Origin of the sequence: Pseudomonas sp. B10 (genome assembly GCF_900156235.1) — a bacterium.
Lineage (GTDB): Bacteria > Pseudomonadota > Gammaproteobacteria > Pseudomonadales > Pseudomonadaceae > Aquipseudomonas > Aquipseudomonas siliginis.
In genome coordinates this window covers 4529718-4548402 of sequence record NZ_LT707063.1, presented here as the reverse complement: position 1 = coordinate 4548402, position 18685 = coordinate 4529718, and the positions used below count along the sequence as shown (strand labels likewise).

Sequence of the window (18685 nt, the reverse complement as noted above, 5' to 3'; positions counted from 1 at the left end):
AGATCAGCCGCGGTGTCGCGATTCCACTGCGTTGCGCAGGGTGTCGATCAACGCCTGGATTCGGGCGTGCTGCATTTTCATCGAAGCCTTGTTGACCACCAGACGCGAGCTGATCGTGGCGATCAGTTCCTGTGGCTCCAGGCCGTTGGCGCGCAGGGTGTTACCGGTGTCGACCACGTCGATGATCTTGTCGGCCAGCCCGATCAGCGGCGCCAGTTCCATCGAGCCGTACAGCTTGATGATGTCGACCTGACGGCCCTGCTCGGCGTAATAACGCTTGGCAACGTTGACGAACTTGGTCGCCACGCGCAGACGGCCCTTGGGCTCGGCCGCGCCGATCTTGCCGGCGGTCATCAGCTTGCACTGGGCGATCTGCAGGTCCAGCGGCTCATACAGGCCCTGGCCGCTGTATTCCATCAGCACGTCCTTACCGGCAACGCCGAGGTCGGCCGCGCCATGCTCGACATAGGTCGGCACGTCGGTGGCACGCACGATCAGCAGACGCACGTCGTCCTGGGTCGTGGGAATGATCAGCTTGCGGCTCTTGTCCGGATTCTCGGTCGGCACGATGCCCGCTTCAGCGAGAAGCGGCAGAGTGTCGTCAAGGATGCGGCCCTTGGACAGTGCGATGGTCAACATGGGAAACGTCAGTCCTTATCAAGGTACTCATGCCCGGTCGCAATCGGCGCCGGACACACATCGAGGGTGCGTACACCCTCGACTCGAAACGAATTCAGTGGACACGTCCCTGTGTCCCGATGCAGCGATCAGCCCGGAACGCGACGGATCTTGGCACCCAGCATTTGCAGTTTTTCTTCGATGCACTCGTAACCACGGTCTATGTGGTAGATGCGGTCGATCAGCGTGTCGCCTTCGGCAACCAGCGCCGAGATCACCAGACTGGCCGATGCGCGCAGGTCGGTGGCCATGACTGGCGCGCCCTTGAGCTTCTCGATACCGGTGACGATGGCAGTGTTGCCTTCAACCTGGATATGCGCGCCCATGCGGTGCAGCTCGTACACGTGCATGAAACGGTTTTCGAAGATCGTCTCGATCACCGCACCAGTACCTTCGGCAATGGCGTTGAGCGAGATGAACTGGGCCTGCATGTCGGTCGGGAACGCCGGGTACGGCGCGGTGCGCACGTTGACCGCCTTCGGGCGCTTGCCGTGCATGTTCAACTCGATCCAGTCTTCACCGCAGGTGATTTCCGCACCGGCTTCACGCAGCTTTTCCAGCACCGCTTCAAGGATGGTCGGATCGGTGTCCTTGACCTTGACGCGGCCACCGGTCACGGCAGCGGCGACCAGGTAGGTGCCGGTTTCGATACGGTCAGGCATGACCTTGTAGAACGCCGAACCCAGGCGCTCGACGCCATCGATGGTGATGGTGTCGGTGCCGGCGCCGGAAACCTTGGCGCCCATGGCATTGAGGAAGTTCGCCAGGTCGACTACTTCAGGTTCGCGCGCGGCGTTCTGCAACACGCTGCGGCCTTTGGCCAGTGCAGCGGCCATCATGATGTTCTCGGTACCGGTCACGCTGACGGTGTCGAAGAAGAAGTGCGCGCCGCGCAAGCCACCTTCAGGTGCCTTGGCCTTGATGTAGCCGCCTTCGACGTCGATGACCGCGCCCATGGCTTCCAGACCGCGGATGTGCAGATCGACCGGACGCGAACCGATGGCACAACCGCCAGGCAGTGCGACTTCGGCTTCACCGAAACGCGCGACCATCGGGCCGAGCACAAGGATCGACGCGCGCATGGTTTTCACCAGTTCGTAAGGCGCGATCAGGGTCTTGATGGTGCGCGGGTCGATTTCGACGCTGAGCTTCTCGTCGATTACCGGCTCGATGCCCATGCGCCCGAACAGCTCGATCATCGTGGTGATGTCGTGCAGGTGCGGCAGGTTGCCAACGGTGACCGGGCCATCGCACAGCAAGGTCGCGGCCAGAATCGGCAGGGCGGAGTTCTTCGCGCCGGAAATGCGGATCTCGCCATCAAGACGAGCGCCACCGGTAATAATCAATTTATCCATTAGTATCTCGACGCCCTAGGGCTCAGGTGCGCTCGGCCCAGGCCGCGCGGCTGAAAAATTTCATAGTGACCGCATGGATGCTGCCATCGGTGATCCATGGGTTCAAATGGGCATAGACCTGCTGCTGACGCTTCACCGGGCTCAACGCCGCCAGTTCATCGCTAATCACGTTCAGCTGGAAGTTGCAGCCTTCGCCTTCAACTTCTACCAGCGTTCCTGGCAGCTTTCCTTCAAGGAAGCTCTTCACTTCTACGGCCTGCATGCTCAACCTCAATCGGCGCCCTGTGCGCACGGGTCGGACATCATACAAAAAAGCCCCGCGCCTGCGAACCCCGCAACGCAGGACTCTGACGGGGGGCTTCTTTATAGATGATGGTTCAGGGTTGCGCCAACAGCTCGGTCAATTCACTGACCTGAGCGATTTCGCGCATGTCATCAGGCATCGCACGGATGCTGACGGCCTTGCCGGCCGCCTGCGCATCGCGCATGAAGCACAGCAGCAACGACAGGCCGACGCTGCTGGACTTCTGCACCGCCGAACAATCGATGACCAGCGCGGACGCCTTGCTCGACTTGATCAGCGCCTGCCCTTCCTTGCGCAGCTCAGGCCCGGTGCGGTAATCCAGCACGCCGCTGAGCACCAGCTCGTCGACATCACTCATACGAACTGCCGCCTCACTCATTGCGCTGGCTTCGCGGCGGCTTTGTCGGTTTCCTGCTTGGCCTTGGCCACTTCACCGGCCCAGCCATCGATGGTCTTGTCCAGATCGTTGCCATTGCGTTGCATGGCGTCAGCAAACTGGTCACGGAACAGCTTGCCGATGTTGATGCCGTTGATGATCACGTTGCGCAGTTTCCACTCGCCGCTGATCTTCTCAAGCGTGTACTGCACCGGATAGATCGCGCCATTGCTGCCCTTGACGGTCATGTTGACGCTGGTGCGGTCGCCCGATTCGTCTTTGGCCGGGTCAACCGTGATGCCCTGGTTGTTGTATTCCAGCAGAGCGTTGCCATAGAACTGGAACAGACCGCGCTTGAAGTTTTCCTGAAAGCGCTGCATCTGCTCAGGCGTGGCCTTGCGCGAATACTTCACGGTCATGATGCTTTTGGAGATGCCCTCGGCATCCACCACCGGCCCCACAATGCTGTTGAGCGCCGCATAGAAATCCTGCGGATCCTGCTTGTACTTCTCTTTATTTGCCTGCAAGTCGGCAAGCATCCGGTTCGTGGTGTCCTGAATCAGGTCATGAGCCGATTGCCCCGGTGCAGCGTTAGCCATCAACGGCAGGGCCGCGAGCAACACCAACAGGCCACGTCGCAAGATAGAGATCATTCAAAAGCTCCTCATTTGGCGTCTTTGCTAACGGTATTGAGCAGGAATTTACCGATCAGGTCTTCCAGTACCAGTGACGACTGCGTGTCGTGGATGGTTCCACCGTCTTTCAACTGGGTGTCTTCACCGCCGACGCTGATACCGATGTATTTCTCGCCCAGCAGACCCGCGGTCAGGATAGACGCTGTGGAATCGACCGGCAGGTTGTCGACCTTTTTATCCACTTGCAGCGTGACCCGACCGGTGAAGCTGTCGCGATCCAGATCGATAGCGGTGACCTTGCCGATGGTCACACCGGCCATGGTCACTTTGGCTCTGACCGTCAGACCGGCGATATTGTCGAAATACGCATACAACTTGTAAGTGTCGGTGGACGAAGTCGGAGACAGGCCGCTGACGCGCAAGGCGAGCAGCAGCAAAGCCAGGATCCCTGCCAGCAGGAACAGGCCGACACCGATTTCCAGGGTGCGGTTTTGCATCAGAAATCTCCAAACATCAAAGCGGTCAGAATAAAGTCCAGGCCGAGCACTGCCAGCGAGGCAAACACCACGGTCTTGGTGGTGGCTCGACTGATCCCCTCGGACGTGGGTTCACAGTCATAGCCTTGGAATACGGCGATCCAGGTCACCACAAAGGCGAAAACGACACTCTTGATCACGCCATTTAGCACATCACTGGTGAAGTTCACGCTGTTCTGCATGTTCGCCCAGTACGAGCCTTCGTAGACGCCCAGCCAGTCGACCGCCACCCACGAACCGCCCCAGATGCCGACGACGCTGAAGATCATCGCCAGCACAGGAAGGGAAATGAAGCCGGCCCACAGGCGCGGGGCAATGATGTACTTGAGCGGATCGACACCGATCATTTCCAGACTGGACAGCTGCTCGGTGGATTTCATGTTGCCGATCTCGGCGGTCAACGCCGAACCGGCCCGCCCGGCAAACAGCAACGCCGTGACAACCGGCCCCAGTTCACGCAGCAGCGTCAGGGCGACCATCTGCCCTACAGCCTGCTCTGAACCATAGCTGGAAAGAATGCTGAAGCCCTGCAGCGCCAGGACCATGCCGATGAAAATGCCGGAGACCACGATGATCACCAGCGACATGACGCCGACCGAATGCAGCTGTTTGACCAACAGGCCGAATCCACCGCTGATGCCGCCACGGCCCAGCAGGGCGTGAAACAGGAACAGGGTCGCCCGACCAAACACCGCGACCGCGTCGATCGCCGATTCGCCGAACCGACGCACGCGTTCCATCAATGAAATTCTGCGCATCAACGCTTCCCCAGAAGATCTGCGCGGTAATCCGTCGCTGGAAAGTGATACGGCACCGGGCCATCGGGATCACCGGTCATGAACTGACGGATACGCGGGTCATCCGAATTCATCAGCTCATCCGGCGTGCCCTGCCCCAGCACCTGACCATCGCCCACGACATAGATGTAGTCGGCAATGCTCGCGGTTTCCGCCAGGTCGTGCGAGACCACGATGCTGGTGATTCCCAGTGCATCGTTGAGCAGGCGGATCAGGCGCACCAACACGCCCATGGCAATCGGGTCCTGGCCCACAAAAGGCTCGTCGTACATGAGAATCTGCGGATCGAGGGCAATCGCCCGGGCCAGCGCCACGCGGCGCTTCATCCCGCCGGACAGTTCGTCCGGCATCAGCTCGATGGCGCCACGCAGCCCCACCGCCTGCAATTTCAGCAGGACGATGTCGCGAATCATGTCTTCCGGCAGTTGCGTGTGCACCCGAAGCGGAAAGGCCACGTTCTCGAACACATCGAGGTCAGTGAACAGCGCACCGCTCTGAAACAGCACGCCCATGTGCTTGCGCGCATCGAACAGATCACTGCGCGACAGCGTCGGCAGGTTCTGCCCGTTGACCCAGACTTCGCCGCCGGACGGCCGCAACTGCGCGCCCATCAGGCGCAGCAGCGTGGTCTTGCCGCAGCCGGAAGGCCCCATGATGCCGGTGACCTTGCCGCGCGGGATGCGGATATCGACGTTATTGAAAATGCTCCGCGCACCGCGCTTGAAGGAGACTCCCTTCAGCTCGACCGCGTAGGCGTTATCGGCACTCATCTAAACTCCTTGCGATGCAGCCTCTCACTGGGATGCCAGACTTTCCTCGGAAACACCTGCATCCCGGGCAGGCCGAACTGGCGGCGAACTATATCACTGCAAAGGCTGAGCGCCCAAGCGAGAACCCGGCCAAGATCGCCGACTGAAGAGGGCCTGAGCGACTTTCAGAGTGTTTTGGTAACCAGTAATGACAAAGCACGTCGAACTTGCGTGAGGCTTTGCCACATAACCGCTATAATCGCCGCCTTTTCATCGGCCCATACGATTCTGACATGAGCAAAACCCGCGACCTGATTCAATCGGCACAACGCACCATCCGCCTCGAAGTGGAAGCCGTCCAAGGCTTGATGGCCCATATCGACGCCGATTTCGTACGCGCCTGCGAGATGATTCTGGCCAGCAAGGGCCGCGTGGTCGTAGTCGGCATGGGCAAATCCGGGCACGTCGGCAACAAGATCGCCGCCACCCTCGCCAGCACCGGCACCCCAGCGTTTTTCGTGCATCCGGCCGAAGCCAGCCACGGCGACATGGGCATGATCACCCGCGACGACGTGATTCTCGCCCTGTCGAACTCCGGCTCGACCAACGAAATCGTAACGCTGCTGCCATTGATCAAACGCCTGGGCATCCAGCTGATCAGCGTCACCGGCAATCCACAGTCGCCATTGGCGAAGGCTGCCGAGGTCAATCTCAATGTGCATGTCGAGCACGAAGCCTGCCCGCTGAACCTGGCGCCGACCTCATCGACCACAGCGGCACTGGTCATGGGCGACGCTCTGGCCGTGGCCCTGCTGGAAGCGCGTGGTTTTACCGCCGAAGATTTTGCCTTCTCGCATCCCGGTGGCGCCCTTGGCCGTCGCCTGCTGCTGAAAGTCGAAAACGTCATGCACGCCGGGCAGGAGCTGCCGCAGGTACAACGCGGTACCCTGCTCAAGGACGCGCTGATGGAAATGACCCGCAAGGGTCTGGGCATGACCGCTATTATTGAAGCCGATGGCAAGCTCGCCGGGATCTTCACCGACGGTGATTTGCGCCGCACGCTGGATCGCGCCATCGACATCCGCAGCGCCACCATCGACCAGGTGATGACCGCCCACGGCAAGACCGCCCGGCCCGACATGCTCGCCGCCGAAGCCCTGAAAATCATGGAAGACCATCGAATCAACGCCCTGGTAGTCGTCGACGAGGAGGATCGCCCGATCGGCGCCTTCAACCTCTCCGATCTGCTGCGCGCAGGAGTCATGTAATGAGCAACGATCTGCTGCAACGTGGCAAAGCAATCAAACTGGCTGTGTTCGACGTCGACGGTGTGCTCACCGACGGGCGTCTGTACTTCCTTGAAGACGGCAGCGAGTTCAAGACCTTCAACACCCTCGACGGCCAGGGCATCAAGATGCTGATGAATGCCGGCGTGCAAACGGCGATCATCAGTGGTCGCAAGACCCCGGTGGTTGAGCGACGCGCTAAGAACCTCGGCATCCCGCACCTGTTTCAGGGACGCGAGGACAAACTGGTGGTGCTCGACGGCCTGCTCGCGCAACTGGGCCTAAGCTATGAGGAAGTCGCCTATCTGGGCGACGATCTGCCAGACTTGCCGGTGATCCGCCGTGTAGGGCTGGGCATGGCGGTAGCCAACGCTGCCGATTTCGTCCGCGAACACGCCCACGGCGTTACCCGCGCCCGTGGCGGCGAAGGTGCCGCCCGCGAATTCTGCGAATTGATCCTGCGCGCCCAGGGCCGCCTCGAAGCGGCCAACGCCGCGTACCTGTGAGCCTGACCATGTTTAGCAAAAAGTTTCGCAATTTCCTGCTGTTCGGCTGCATCGCGGCGATTTTCGCTGCGGTCGGCTACTGGAACATCAGCCCGGAACGCTTCCTCGACAAGCCGCCGGTCTCGGCCGCCGAGAATCCGATCGACTGGTATGCGACCAACACGCACACCATTCAGTACCTGCCCGACGGCAAGGTGCAGTATGAGATGACCTCCGACAAGGCCGAGCACGTCAAGGCCACCGATGTCACTCTGGTAACCAAGCCTGACTTGAACATGTATCGCGGCACCGACTTCCCGTGGCACGTGACCAGCGAGCGCGGCGAAGTGAATTCGGGCGGCACCGAAGTTGAATTGATCGATTCGGTACGCGTACAGCGCACCGACGAGAAACAGCGCGGCACCCTGATCACCAGCACCCGCATGACCGTGTTCCCGCAGCAAGAATATGCGCAGACCGCGCAACCCGTTAGAATCGAGGGCGCTGGCGGCGTATCGACTGGCGTCGGGATGAAAGCGTACCTGAAGGACAGCAGGATACACCTGCAATCGAACGTAAGAGGACAGTATGAGGCTCGTTAAAACCCTCCCTATTTTGCTCAGTCTGGGCGCAGCACTGGGAAGCGCGAGCGCCTGGTCCCTGCCGAACGATCAGCAGCAGCCTATCCGCATTCAGGCCGACGACGCCCAACTGGACGACAAGAATGGCATTGCCACCTATAAAGGTGACGTGATCATTACCCAGGGCTCGATGATCGTTAAAGGCAACACCGTGACCATGACGCGTGCGCCCAATGGCGACATCGACGTGGTGACTTCGGTAGGCAACCTGGCTTACTTCGAGCAGTTGCAGACCCAGGGCGACGCCAACCCAGTCAAGGGCTACGGTGTGACGATTCAATACCACGCCCAGCAGAACCGGGTGGTGCTGATCGACAAGGCCAAGGTTATCGACAAGGATAACAACGTCACCCAGGGCGAAAAAATCGTCTACGACACCGTGAAGAAACTGGCCAGCGCCGGTCGCGCCACGGGCAGCAAGGTCACCGAATCGCGTCCGCGCATCGATATGGTGATCCAGCCGAAGAAGAAAACCGAAGAGAAATCCCAGTAATGGCAACTCTGAAAGCTCAGCACCTGGCCAAGGCCTATAAAAGCCGCCAGGTCGTGCGTGACGTCAGCCTGTCGATCGACAGCGGGCAGATCGTCGGCTTGCTCGGCCCGAACGGCGCCGGCAAGACTACGTGCTTCTACATGATCGTTGGCCTGGTGCAGGCAGATCAGGGTCGCGTGCTGATCGACGATCTTGACGTCAGCCACCAGCCGATGCACGGCCGCGCCAAGGCCGGTATCGGCTATCTGCCGCAAGAAGCGTCGATCTTCCGCAAACTGTCGGTCGCCGACAACATCATGGCGATCCTCGAAACTCGCCCTGAACTCGACAAGGCCGGTCGGCGCAAGGAGCTGGAAAGCCTGCTGCAGGAATTCCACATCAGCCACATCCGCGACAACCTCGGCATGAGCCTGTCCGGCGGTGAGCGTCGCCGGGTGGAAATCGCTCGCGCCCTGGCCACTGCACCCAAGTTCATCCTGCTCGACGAACCGTTCGCCGGTGTCGACCCGATCTCCGTCGGCGACATCAAGCAGATCATCCACCACCTCAAGGCCAAGGGCATCGGTGTGCTGATCACCGACCACAACGTGCGTGAGACCCTGGATATCTGCGAAACCGCTTACATCGTCAACGACGGTCAACTGATCGCTGAAGGCGATGCCGAGACCATCCTGGCCAACGATCTGGTCAAGGAAGTGTATCTGGGTCACGAGTTCCGCCTGTAAGCGCGACAGCGCTGTATCGATTCAAGGCGCATTTATCCGCTTTAATTGTTACAGCGCTCTAGGCAAACACTTCAGTTTCAGGCATATAATTTGCTTAAGTTTGGCGCTTCGGCGCCCTGTAGTGGATGGCGCAAAGCGCCGGCGAATAAGGTGTTAAGCCCCTGCCATGAAACCATCGCTAGTCTTGAGAATGGGCCAGCAGCTGACGATGACACCGCAGCTGCAACAGGCCATCCGCCTGCTCCAATTGTCGACCCTGGACCTGCAACAGGAGATCCAGGAGGCTCTGGAATCCAATCCGATGCTCGAGCGCCAGGAAGAAGGCGACGACTTCGACAACGCCGATCCGCTGGCCGACAACGCCGAACAGAAGCCCGCCGAAATCCAGGAACCCTCCTACCAGGAAACCGCCCCGACGGTGGATAACCTCGAGGATGGCGATTGGAACGAGCGCATCCCCAATGAACTGCCAGTGGATACCGCCTGGGAAGACGTCTACCAGACCAGCGCCAGCAGCCTGCCCAGCAGCGATGACGATGAGTGGGATTTCACCACCCGCACGTCCGCCGGCGAGAGCCTGCAAAGCCATCTACTCTGGCAACTGAACCTGGCGCCGATGTCCGACACCGATCGCCTGATCGCTGTCACCCTGATCGACTGCATCAACAATCAGGGCTATCTGGACGAAACACTCGAAGAAATTCTTGAAGCGTTCGATCCGGAACTGGACATCGAGCTCGACGAAATCGAAGCCGTCCTGCATCGCATCCAGCAATTCGAGCCCGCCGGTATCGGCGCCCGCAACCTCAGCGAATGCCTGCTGCTGCAATTGCGCCAGCTGCCCGCGAAGACGCCGTGGCTGACCGAGGCCAAGCGGCTTGTCGCCGATTACATCGACCTGCTCGGCAGCCGCGATTACAGCCAGTTGATGCGGCGCATGAAGCTCAAGGAAGACGAGCTGCGCCAAGTCATCGAACTGGTGCAGAGCCTCAATCCGCGTCCCGGCTCACAGATCGAGTCGACCGAAGCCGAATACGTGATTCCCGACGTGATCGTGCGCAAGGACAACGAGCGCTGGCTGGTCGAGCTGAACCAGGAATCGGTGCCTCGCCTGCGCGTCAACGCCCAGTACGCCGGTTTTGTGAAGCGTGCCGACACCAGCGCCGACAACACTTTCATGCGCAACCAGTTGCAGGAAGCGCGCTGGTTCATCAAGAGCCTGCAGAGCCGTAACGAAACCCTGATGAAAGTGGCCACGCAGATCGTCGAACATCAGCGCGGCTTCCTCGAATACGGCGACGAAGCAATGAAGCCGTTGGTATTGCATGACATCGCCGAAGCGGTCGGCATGCACGAATCGACGATTTCCCGGGTGACCACACAAAAATTCATGCATACCCCGCGCGGTATTTATGAGCTGAAATACTTTTTCTCCAGCCACGTCAGTACCTCCGAAGGCGGCGAATGCTCGTCCACGGCGATCCGCGCGATCATCAAGAAACTGGTCGCAGCGGAAAATCAGAAAAAGCCGTTGAGTGACAGCAAGATCGCTGGTTTACTGGAGGCACAAGGCATTCAGGTGGCTCGCCGCACCGTCGCCAAGTACCGCGAATCCCTCGGAATCGCGCCTTCGAGCGAACGCAAGCGGTTGATGTAAGCCACGTTACAGCGTTCCAGTGGCAGGCTTTTCGGCCTGCCGCTTTATGCACTGGCAACGAAGGAGAAGCTGTATGCAAGTCAACATCAGTGGACACCAACTGGAAGTGACCCAACCTCTGCGTTCCTACATCGAGGAAAAACTCCAGCGACTGGAGCGACATTTCGACAAGATCACCAACGTGCAGGTCACGATGTGCGTCGAAAAGCTGAAGCAGAAGATCGAAGCCACCTTGCATATCCCCGGCAGCGAAGTGGTCGCAAACGCAGAAGATACCGACATGTACGCTGCGATCGACTCACTTACCGACAAGCTGGATCGCCAACTCAAAAAGCATAAGGAAAAGACCCAGAGCCTCCTCCAGGGCGCGACCGGTCGTTAACACCCCTATCCATGATCCGACTTGAAACCATCCTGACCCCCGGCCGTTCCCAAGTGAACGCGCCGGGCGGCAGCAAGAAAAAAGCCCTCGAACAGATTGCCAACCTGATCCACCGCGAAGTGCCGGATCTGGCGATGCAGGATGTCTTCGAGGCGCTGATCGCCCGTGAAAAACTCGGCTCCACCGGTTTTGGCAACGGCATCGCCATTCCCCACTGCCGCCTCAAGGGCTGCGCGGGGCCAGTGAGCGCCCTGCTGCACCTCGAAGCCCCGATCGATTTCGACGCCATCGACGGCGCTCCGGTGGACCTGCTGTTCGTGCTGCTTGTCCCGGAAGCCGCGACCGACGCGCATCTGGAGTTGTTGCGCCAGATCGCCAGCATGCTCGACCGCAAGGAAGTGCGCGACAAATTGCGCAGCGCTCCGAGCAATGAAGCCTTGTACCAGGTTGTACTGGACGAGCAGAACGGGCACTAATCATGCGCTTGATCATTGTCAGTGGCCGTTCGGGCTCGGGTAAAAGTACCGCCCTGAATGTCCTTGAGGACAACGGCTACTACTGCATCGACAATCTGCCGGCCGGTTTGCTGCCGGAACTGGCCGAGCGTGCGCTGATTCACACGGAGCTGGCGCAGCCGCTGGTCGCCGTGTCGATCGATGCACGCAACCTGCCCAGCCATCTGTCACGCTTTCCCGAGTTGCTCGAAGACGTCCGTGCCAAACACATCAAGTGCGATGTGCTGTACCTGGACGCCGACGAAGAAACCCTGCTCAAGCGTTTTTCCGAAACCCGGCGACGTCACCCGCTGAGCAACGCCAATCGCTCACTGGCCGAGGCGATTCACGATGAAACCGCCCTGCTCGGCCCGATCGCCGATCTGGCTGACCTGAAAATCAACACCACCAACCTCAATCTGTATCAACTGCGCGATACCCTGAAGTTGCGCCTGTTGAATCAGCCTGAGCCCGGCACGGCGTTTCTGGTTGAATCATTTGGCTTCAAGCGCGGCATGCCGGTCGACGCCGACCTCGTGTTCGATGTGCGCTGCCTGCCCAATCCGTACTGGAAACCGGAGCTGCGCGCTCAGTCCGGCCTCGATGCCCCTGTGGCCGAGTACCTGGCGCAGCAGCCGGATGTCGAAGAAATGTATCAGGACATCTACGCCTACCTGAACAAGTGGCTGCCACGTTTCGCCGCCAGCAACCGCGCCTACGTGACCATTGCCATCGGCTGCACCGGCGGGCACCACCGCTCCGTCTACCTGACCGAACGACTGGGTCAGGCCCTGCAGAAAACCCTGAAGAACGTCCAGGTTCGCCACCGCGACCTCACCTAAAGGATCCACACCGCGATGCCTGCTCGTGAAATCGAAATCATCAATAAGCTGGGCCTGCATGCCCGGGCATCGGCCAAATTCGTCGGCGTGGCGGGTCAGTATCCAGACTGCACGATCCGGGTGGGACGCACACCTGAAACGACTGTCGACGGCAAGAGCATCATGGCAATGATGATGCTCGCGGCGGGTAAAGGCACCAAAATCCATTTGAGCACCGAAGGCGAACAGGCTCAGGAAGCCATGGACGCATTGGTCGATCTGATCGAAAGGTATTTCGACGAAGGTGAATAATCCTCGAGGCGGGGCACACTGTTCCTCGCCTTCATTCAACCCAACGCCGTATCCATCACCATCATCAGACAAAACCCGACCAACAGGCCCAGACTGGCCAGCTTGTCATGCCCATGACGGCGTGACTCTGGAATCACTTCGTGGGTCACCACCAGCAACATCGCCCCCGCCGCCAGTGCCAGCCCCAACGGCAATAGCACCTGAGCCAGACTCACGAGCCACGCACACAGCAGCGCAAATACCGGTTCGACCAGCCCCGACGCCGCGCCGATCAGAAACGCTCTGACCCGCGACATTCCCGCCCCGGCCAGCACCAGAGCAATCACCAGTCCTTCCGGCACATCCTGCAACGCAATGCCCATCGCCAGACTGTCGGCGTCCGCCATCCCGCCTCCGGCAGATACGCCAACCGCCATGCCTTCCGGAATGTTGTGCGCGATGATGGCGAACACGAACAGCCAGATTCGTGGTGGAATCACCGGATGCTCCAGCGTGCCGACGAGCATTTCCGGCGAGGCACCGGAGACGCGCCGATCCACCAGATACAGACCGAACGCGCCGAGCAGGATGCCGAAGCAGATCAGGCCACTGGCGGCCCACGGCGTCAGGCCAAGACTCTCCGCCGCAGCTATGCCCGGCACGATCAGCGAAAACGCCGTCGCCGCCAGCATCACCCCGGCACCAAATCCCAGCAAGGTGTCGCTGAGTGCCTGCGGCATGCGCCGGATCACCAGCACCGGCACCGCGCCAAGCGCCGTGCCCAAGGCGCAGATGGCACCACCCTGCAAGGCGCGCAACAGCCGCGGTTCCAGATTCAGCCATTGCAAAGCGTGGGCGACCAGTAAAGTCATACCCGCCAACAGCAACAGCGAACCCACCGCGTAACGAAACATGCGCCCGCTGCCAATCGCCAGTGTTTCCGTGCCCATAGTCAGCCCTGATTGTTTTTATTGAAGGCTTAAACCAGTGCGGCCTGATAGCGCGCAGCAACTTCCGGCCAGTTGATCACGTTGTAGAACGCGTTGATGTACTCCGGGCGACGGTTCTGGTAACGCAGGTAGTAAGCGTGCTCCCAGACATCGAGGCCAAGGATCGGGGTGTTGCCGTTCATCAACGGGCTGTCCTGGTTGCCGCTGCTTTCCACGACCAGTTTTTTCTCCGGTGTCACGCTCAGCCACGCCCAGCCGCTGCCGAAACGGGTCAGCGCGGCTTTGGTGAACGCTTCCTTGAAACTGTCGAGTCCGCCCAGTTGCTCGTCGATGGCCTTGGCCAGCGGGCCGTCGGGCTTGCCGCCACCGTTGGGCACCATCACTTCCCAGAACAGCGAATGGTTGGCGTGGCCGCCGCCCTGATTGATCACCGCCGCGCGAAGTTTTTCCGGCAGTTGCTGCACGCTGGCGACGAGTTTTTCCACTGGCCACTCGGCGAACTCGGTGCCTTCCACGGCGGCGTTGAGGTTGTTGATGTAGGTCTGGTGATGCTTGGTGTAATGGATTTCCATGGTCTGCGCATCGATGTGCGGCTCTAGGGCATCGTAGGCATAAGGTAAGGCAGGCAAGGTAAAAGCCATTTCAATGGACTCCATACTGATGGGGATTTGAGGCGCGGCGGGCATTGCCGGTGTCCGGATGCAGCAGGCGCTGGGTGCGTGGGTATTCGCCGTGCTCGCTGATGAAATTCAACAGTTCGACGTAGGTCTTGCTGCTCTGGCGCAGCGCCGCCTCACGCAGAGCCGGGCGCAAGCGCTCGTCCTGCATGGTCTGCAACAAACGTTGATGGATGGCACAGAGATATTCGGCGCTCTCCTCCGGTTGGTTCAGGCGCAGATGCAGATCGGCGAGGTTGTGATGAGAGACGACGCAGGCCGCCACCGCTTCGTCGGCATCCGCCCAGCGTTCGAACAACACTTGCGCCAGGGCCAGGGCTTGCAGGTAAGCCTCGCGGGCGTCGATCAGTTCGCCCAGCATGAAGCAGCGATTGGCCCGTTCGATCGTGCGTTTCCAGTGCTCCATGATGAGCCTCCAAAGCGGTTGCGGGGTTTACACGCCGCCGGCGGTGAGTTTCTCGGGGTTGAGCAACTCTTCCAGCTGGCTGCGCGACAGGTCGGTGTGTTCCAGGGCGACGTCGATCACCGCGCGGCCTTCCTTGCAGGCTTTAGCGCGCAACGGATCTGGCGGCTCATCCAGTGCCAGCTTTCGAGGTAGGGCTGCTCGTGCAAGGCAGAACTCATGATCCGTGACTCGTTCGGAGATGAGATTTATTATTAGATGATAATGAGAACCAACACAAGCACCCAAGTTTGCGCTGTTCACTTGTGGGAGCGAGCCTGCTTGCGAATGCGCCGTGTCAGCCAGCACATTTGCAACTGATCCACCGCTTTCGCGAGCAGGCTCGCTCCCACAGGGGATTTGTGCGAAGCGAATAAAAAAGGCGCGCCATCCACAACGGATGGCGCGCCTTTTTGGCTTGGCGGATTCGCGGCTTAGCTGCCGGCGACAGTCATCCGCTCGATCAACACAGACCCGGTGCGAATGTTGCTGCGCAGTTCCAGATCATTACCCACTGCGACAATCTGCTTGAACATGTCGCGCATGTTGCCGGCGATGGTCACTTCCTGCACAGCGAACTGGATCTCGCCGTTCTCCACCCAGAAGCCCGCCGCACCGCGCGAATAGTCACCGGTGACCATGTTCAGGCCATGGCCCATCAATTCGGTGACCAGCAGTCCTCGGCCCATGCGCTTCAACAGCGCTGCCTGATCCTCGTCACCGTGGGTGACGAACAGGTTGTGCACCCCGCCCGCGTTGGCGGTGCTCGGCATGCCCAGTTTCCGTCCGGAATAGGTGCCGAGGATGTAGGAGACCAACTCGCCCTTTTCGACGAACGGTTTCGCGTAAGTCGCCAGGCCATCACCGTCGTAGGAAGCACTGCCCATGGCACGCATCAGATGCGGACGCTCATCAATGGTCAGCCATTCCGGAAACAGCTTTTGCCCCAGTGTGCCTTCCAGAAACGACGATTTGCGATACAGGCTGCCGCCCGACACGGCCGAGAGGAAGCTGCCGAACAGACCGCCCGCCAGTTCGGCGGAAAACAGCACCGGCACTTCGCAGGTCGGCACCGGCCGCGCGCCCAGACGGCTCGCCGCCCGTTGCGCTGCACGCTGGCCGATGCTCACCGGATCGGCGAGCAGACTGCCCTGGCGATTGACGTCATACCAGTAATCGCGCTGCATTTGCCCGTCAGCTTCGGCGATCATCACGCAACTCAGGCTGTGCCGGGTCGACGCGTAACCGCCGATGAAACCGTGGCTGTTGCCATAAACCCGGCAGCCCTGATGGGTGCTGAGGGTGGTGCCGTCGGCGTTCTTGATCCGCGCATCGGCATCGAACGCCGCTGCCTCGCAGAGCAAAGCCTTCTCAATGGCCTGTTCCGGGGTGATGTCCCATTCGTGGAACAGGTCGAAATCCTGCACATCCCTGGCCATCAGTGCGGCGTCGGCCAGACCCGAAGCTTCGTCCTCGGACGTGTGTTTGGCGATGGCCAGTGCTGCTGCGACGGTTTCACGAATCGCCTCCGGCCCGGTGGCCGAGGTGCTGGCCGAGCCTTTGCGCTGGCCGACGTACAGGGTGATGCCAAAACCCTGATCACGATTGAATTCAACGGTTTCGACCTCGCGCTGACGCACCGAAGTCGACAGCCCCTGCTCCAGCGACACCGCGACTTCACAGGCGCTGGCGCCCTGGCGCTTGGCTTCGGCGATGATCTGCTCGACCTGTTCTTGCAGTGCCGGCAATGCCTGCGGGCCGACGCTTTGAACTGCACTCATGCTCATCTCCACTCAAATTCTGCTTTCGGCTGGGGTCATCGAGCGACCGGGCCGGACAAGCGGCCCCCGACTGGTTATCATGGCGGCGTTTCTTTGCGGACTGCCACCATGGTTGATTCTTACGACGACTCCCTCGATACGGGAGAAAAAAGCAAATCTCAGGTCAAACGCGAGTTGCATGCGCTGGTTGACCTCGGCGAGCGCCTGACCACACTCAAGCCTGATCTGGTCGCCAAACTGCCGTTGACCGACGCTTTGCGCCGGGCATTGGCCGATGCGCCCAAGCACACCGCGAACATCGCGCGTAAACGGCATTTGCAGTTCATCGGCAAACTGATGCGCGACCAGGACACTGACGCGATTCTGACTCTGCTCGATCAACTCGATGCCTCCACTCGCCAGTACAACGAGCGCTTCCATAATCTGGAACGCTGGCGTGACCGCCTGATCGCGGGCGATGACGCCGTGCTGGAGAAATTCGTCATCGAGTACCCGGACGCCGATCGCCAGCAATTGCGTTCCCTGATCCGTCAGGCCCAGCATGAGGTTGCGCAAAACAAACCACCTGCTTCGAGCCGCAAGATCTTCAAATACATTCGGGAGCTGGACGAGACTCAACGCGGCCTGCGTTGATAATCGTCACCGGGTGGCCGTCCTGCGCGCCACCCGAAAGCCCCGCCTCTCTTATGCGCCCGTGCCACCCACGGTAATCGCATCGATTTTCAGCGTTGGCTGGCCGACACCCACCGGCACCGACTGCCCATCCTTGCCACACGTACCCACACCGCTGTCCAGCGCCAGATCGTTACCGACCATCGACACCCGGCTCATCGCCTCGGGGCCGTTGCCGATCAACGTCGCGCCTTTGACCGGTGCGGTGATCTTGCCGTCCTCGATCAGATAAGCCTCGCTGGTGGAGAACACGAACTTGCCGCTGGTGATATCGACCTGACCGCCACCGAGGTTGGCGCAGTAAATGCCCCTCTTCACCGAGGCGATGATTTCTGCCGGATCGCTTTCGCCACCGAGCATGTAGGTGTTGGTCATGCGTGGCATCGGCAGGTGCGCATAGGATTCGCGACGACCGTTACCGGTGCGTGCCACGCCCATCAGCCGCGCATTGAGCTTGTCTTGCATGTAGCCCTTGAGTACGCCGTTTTCGATCAGCGTGGTGCACTCGGTCGGCGTGCCTTCGTCATCGACGCTCAGCGAACCGCGACGGCCGCTCAAGGTGCCGTCATCGACGATGGTGCATAGCTTGGAGGCAACCATTTCACCCATGCGCCCACTGTAGGCCGAGCTGCCCTTGCGGTTGAAATCGCCTTCCAGGCCATGGCCGACCGCTTCGTGCAACAGCACCCCGGACCAGCCGGAACCCAGCACCACCGGCAAGGTACCGGCCGGCGCCGGAATCGCTTCCAGATTGACCAGAGCCTGGCGCAGCGCTTCGCGGGCATAACCCATGGCGCGGTCTTCGGCGAGGAAGTAGCGGTAATCGGTACGCCCACCGCCGCCGTGCCCGCCGCGTTCGCGACGGCCATTCTGTTCGACGATGACGCTTACGTTGAAACGCACCAGTGGGCGCACGTCGGCGGCCAGCCCACCGTCGGTGGAGGCCACCAGGATTCGCTCCCAGACCCCGGCCATGCTCACGCTGACCTGCTGAATCCGTGGGTCGAGTGCGCGTGTGGCGACGTCGATGCGTTTGAGCAACTCGACTTTTTCCGCGCGGCTGAGCACTTCCAGCGGGTTATCGGGCGCGTACAGTTGCGCGACGTCCTGGCTGGTGAACGCCTGCACGGTGCCGTTCTGCCCGGCGCGGGAGATCGAACGCGCCGCACGCGCCGCTGCACCGAGGGCCTCAAGGGTGATCGCGTTGCTGTAGGCAAAACCGGTTTTCTCACCGGACTGCGCGCGCACGCCGACACCCTGATCGAGGTTGAAGCTGCCTTCCTTGACGATGCCGTCTTCCAGCGCCCACGACTCGGAAATCTGGCCCTGGAAATACAGGTCGGCGGCATCGATGCCCGGCCCGGCCAGATCGCCGAGCACGCCTTGCAGGCTCTCGATCGTGACACCGCCGGGTGCCAACAGGTGATCACTGACTGAGGACAACAACTCGCTCATAGG

The 18685-nt window shown here is 60.5% G+C and carries 24 protein-coding genes and 2 pseudogenes; 11 read left to right on the top strand and 15 right to left on the bottom strand.

The genetic code is table 11. The annotated features are described in order from the left end of the window. Positions 1–3: 3 nt before the first annotated feature. From hisG to BXA01_RS20565, 8 genes are all read right to left on the bottom strand, one after another. Positions 4–639, bottom strand: coding sequence for an ATP phosphoribosyltransferase (hisG, locus tag BXA01_RS20600; RefSeq protein ID WP_016771668.1), 636 nt, complete (start codon positions 637–639; stop codon positions 4–6). A gap of 128 nt (positions 640–767) precedes the next feature. After that, the gene (murA, locus tag BXA01_RS20595; protein ID WP_016771669.1) at positions 768–2033 is read right to left on the bottom strand and encodes a UDP-N-acetylglucosamine 1-carboxyvinyltransferase; all 1266 of its coding nucleotides are present in this window, start codon (positions 2031–2033) and stop codon (positions 768–770) included. A 22-nt stretch (positions 2034–2055) separates the two neighbouring features. Beyond that, on the bottom strand, positions 2056–2295 hold the full coding sequence (locus tag BXA01_RS20590) for a BolA family protein (RefSeq protein WP_016771670.1): 240 nt from the start codon (positions 2293–2295) through the stop codon (positions 2056–2058). A gap of 115 nt (positions 2296–2410) precedes the next feature. Continuing rightward, positions 2411–2716 carry an STAS domain-containing protein gene (locus tag BXA01_RS20585; protein ID WP_076565864.1) on the bottom strand — a complete coding sequence of 102 codons (306 nt, stop codon included), beginning with the start codon at positions 2714–2716 and terminating at the stop codon, positions 2411–2413. Continuing rightward, on the bottom strand, positions 2713–3366 hold the full coding sequence (locus BXA01_RS20580; protein ID WP_076565863.1) for an MlaC/ttg2D family ABC transporter substrate-binding protein: 654 nt from the start codon (positions 3364–3366) through the stop codon (positions 2713–2715). Before BXA01_RS20580 ends, BXA01_RS20585 begins: the two co-directional genes overlap by 4 nt. Positions 3367–3377: 11 nt before the next feature. After that, positions 3378–3845: an outer membrane lipid asymmetry maintenance protein MlaD gene (gene mlaD / locus BXA01_RS20575; RefSeq protein ID WP_016771673.1), complete on the bottom strand. Its 468-nt coding sequence runs from the start codon at positions 3843–3845 to the stop codon at positions 3378–3380. Beyond that, complete coding sequence (gene mlaE / locus BXA01_RS20570; protein WP_016771674.1) at positions 3845–4642, bottom strand: lipid asymmetry maintenance ABC transporter permease subunit MlaE; 798 nt, start codon at positions 4640–4642, stop codon at positions 3845–3847. Before mlaE ends, mlaD begins: the two co-directional genes overlap by 1 nt. Then, positions 4642–5451, bottom strand: coding sequence for an ATP-binding cassette domain-containing protein (locus tag BXA01_RS20565; protein ID WP_076565862.1), 810 nt, complete (start codon positions 5449–5451; stop codon positions 4642–4644). Before BXA01_RS20565 ends, mlaE begins: the two co-directional genes overlap by 1 nt. Positions 5452–5723: 272 nt before the next feature. Here BXA01_RS20565 and BXA01_RS20560 point away from each other — a divergent pair, with 272 nt between their 5' ends. From BXA01_RS20560 to BXA01_RS20515, 10 genes are all read left to right on the top strand, one after another. Further along, on the top strand, positions 5724–6698 hold the full coding sequence (locus tag BXA01_RS20560; RefSeq protein WP_041477981.1) for a KpsF/GutQ family sugar-phosphate isomerase: 975 nt from the start codon (positions 5724–5726) through the stop codon (positions 6696–6698). Further along, entirely contained in the window at positions 6698–7222 is a 525-nt protein-coding gene (locus BXA01_RS20555; protein WP_016771677.1) for a KdsC family phosphatase, read from the top strand. The genes BXA01_RS20560 and BXA01_RS20555 overlap by 1 nt, the downstream gene beginning before the upstream one ends. Positions 7223–7230: 8 nt before the next feature. Next, a complete protein-coding gene (gene lptC, locus BXA01_RS20550) occupies positions 7231–7803 on the top strand; it encodes an LPS export ABC transporter periplasmic protein LptC (protein WP_024011622.1) in 573 nt (190 codons plus the stop codon). Next, positions 7790–8335 carry a lipopolysaccharide transport periplasmic protein LptA gene (gene lptA, locus BXA01_RS20545; RefSeq protein WP_016771679.1) on the top strand — a complete coding sequence of 182 codons (546 nt, stop codon included), beginning with the start codon at positions 7790–7792 and terminating at the stop codon, positions 8333–8335. Before lptC ends, lptA begins: the two co-directional genes overlap by 14 nt. Then, positions 8335–9060, top strand: a complete 726-nt coding sequence (lptB, locus tag BXA01_RS20540; protein WP_024011621.1) for an LPS export ABC transporter ATP-binding protein — start codon at positions 8335–8337, stop codon at positions 9058–9060. Before lptA ends, lptB begins: the two co-directional genes overlap by 1 nt. A gap of 166 nt (positions 9061–9226) precedes the next feature. Next, entirely contained in the window at positions 9227–10717 is a 1491-nt protein-coding gene (locus tag BXA01_RS20535) for an RNA polymerase factor sigma-54 (RefSeq protein ID WP_041477979.1), read from the top strand. Between the two features lie 73 nt (positions 10718–10790). Beyond that, complete coding sequence (gene hpf, locus BXA01_RS20530; RefSeq protein ID WP_007912419.1) at positions 10791–11099, top strand: ribosome hibernation-promoting factor, HPF/YfiA family; 309 nt, start codon at positions 10791–10793, stop codon at positions 11097–11099. An 11-nt stretch (positions 11100–11110) separates the two neighbouring features. After that, a complete protein-coding gene (ptsN, locus tag BXA01_RS20525; protein WP_041477978.1) occupies positions 11111–11575 on the top strand; it encodes a PTS IIA-like nitrogen regulatory protein PtsN in 465 nt (154 codons plus the stop codon). Between the two features lie 2 nt (positions 11576–11577). Beyond that, positions 11578–12435: an RNase adapter RapZ gene (gene rapZ, locus BXA01_RS20520; RefSeq protein ID WP_076565860.1), complete on the top strand. Its 858-nt coding sequence runs from the start codon at positions 11578–11580 to the stop codon at positions 12433–12435. Positions 12436–12450: 15 nt separating this feature from the next. Beyond that, complete coding sequence (locus BXA01_RS20515) at positions 12451–12726, top strand: HPr family phosphocarrier protein (RefSeq protein WP_016771685.1); 276 nt, start codon at positions 12451–12453, stop codon at positions 12724–12726. A gap of 35 nt (positions 12727–12761) precedes the next feature. Here the strand turns inward: BXA01_RS20515 and BXA01_RS20510 are convergent, their stop codons facing one another. The 6 genes and pseudogenes from BXA01_RS20510 to pmbA form a co-directional block, all read right to left on the bottom strand. After that, the gene (locus tag BXA01_RS20510; RefSeq protein ID WP_076565858.1) at positions 12762–13655 is read right to left on the bottom strand and encodes a ZIP family metal transporter; all 894 of its coding nucleotides are present in this window, start codon (positions 13653–13655) and stop codon (positions 12762–12764) included. 29 nt (positions 13656–13684) lie between these two features. Next, the gene (locus tag BXA01_RS20505; protein WP_076565856.1) at positions 13685–14296 is read right to left on the bottom strand and encodes a superoxide dismutase; all 612 of its coding nucleotides are present in this window, start codon (positions 14294–14296) and stop codon (positions 13685–13687) included. A 1-nt stretch (position 14297) separates the two neighbouring features. Further along, positions 14298–14738 carry a hypothetical protein gene (locus tag BXA01_RS20500; protein WP_016771688.1) on the bottom strand — a complete coding sequence of 147 codons (441 nt, stop codon included), beginning with the start codon at positions 14736–14738 and terminating at the stop codon, positions 14298–14300. Between the two features lie 27 nt (positions 14739–14765). Continuing rightward, a pseudogene (locus tag BXA01_RS27345) lies at positions 14766–14879 on the bottom strand (hypothetical protein); the annotation flags it as partial. Beyond that, positions 14876–14956 (bottom strand): annotated as a pseudogene (locus BXA01_RS20490) (FagA protein); the annotation flags it as partial. The pseudogenes BXA01_RS27345 and BXA01_RS20490, both read right to left, overlap by 4 nt. A gap of 252 nt (positions 14957–15208) precedes the next feature. Continuing rightward, complete coding sequence (gene pmbA, locus BXA01_RS20485) at positions 15209–16555, bottom strand: metalloprotease PmbA (RefSeq protein WP_024011613.1); 1347 nt, start codon at positions 16553–16555, stop codon at positions 15209–15211. A gap of 108 nt (positions 16556–16663) precedes the next feature. Between pmbA and yjgA the strand changes: the two genes are divergently transcribed. After that, positions 16664–17188, top strand: coding sequence for a ribosome biogenesis factor YjgA (gene yjgA / locus BXA01_RS20480; RefSeq protein ID WP_016771692.1), 525 nt, complete (start codon positions 16664–16666; stop codon positions 17186–17188). Between the two features lie 51 nt (positions 17189–17239). Here the strand turns inward: yjgA and tldD are convergent, their stop codons facing one another. Continuing rightward, complete coding sequence (gene tldD / locus BXA01_RS20475; RefSeq protein ID WP_076565855.1) at positions 17240–18682, bottom strand: metalloprotease TldD; 1443 nt, start codon at positions 18680–18682, stop codon at positions 17240–17242. Positions 18683–18685 lie beyond the last annotated feature (3 nt).